General features: G+C 75.1%; 1 protein-coding gene. It reads left to right on the top strand.

The window, feature by feature from the left end; all coding sequences use genetic code 11:
* The coding region (locus G3I78_RS47235) for a lipase maturation factor family protein (RefSeq protein WP_343244027.1) at positions 1-562 on the top strand (562 nt) is incomplete at both ends.

The following is a 562-nucleotide window of genomic DNA, read 5'->3' as shown; positions in this document are numbered from 1 at the left end:
CTGCGCCAGGGGTACGCCCCGCATCCGCAGCCCGCGGGCGATCCCGAGAGCGTCCACCCCCACGAGACCGACCCCCAGGCCTGGCTGCTCTCCCTCGGCGAGGCCGCCGGCGGCGGGCTCCTCGAAGGCGTGCAGGCCATAGGGGTCTCCGCGCAGCAGCACGGGCTGCTGCCCCTGGCGGCGTTCGTGGACCGCACGTCGTGGCGGGACGGGCCGAGCGTGCTCCGGTGGCGGTGCGGCGACCGGTTCGTGACGGGGAAGGCGTGGTGCGGGGTGGTCCTCGCGGGGCTGCTCGTCGTGGGGCTCCCCCAGCGCGGCCCGTGGTGGGTGACGACGCTCGCGTTCCTGCTCCTGTGGGCGGCGTACCTGTCGGTGGTCAACGCCGGGCAGCGGTTCTACGGGTTCGGCTGGGAGTCGCTGCTGTGCGAGGTGACGTTCCTCGTGGGCTGGCTGGGGTCGTCAGGCGGGGGCGTCGCTCCCCCGGTGCTGGTCCTGCTGGCGGCCCGGTGGTGCCTGTTCCGGGTCGAGCTGGGCGCGGGGCTCATCAAGATCCGCGGCGACC

This window comes from Streptomyces sp. SID13726 (assembly GCF_010548375.1).
Lineage (GTDB): Bacteria > Actinomycetota > Actinomycetes > Streptomycetales > Streptomycetaceae > Streptomyces.
Note: the sequence above shows the minus strand (reverse complement) of the source record. Positions and strands in the feature narration are given on the sequence as shown.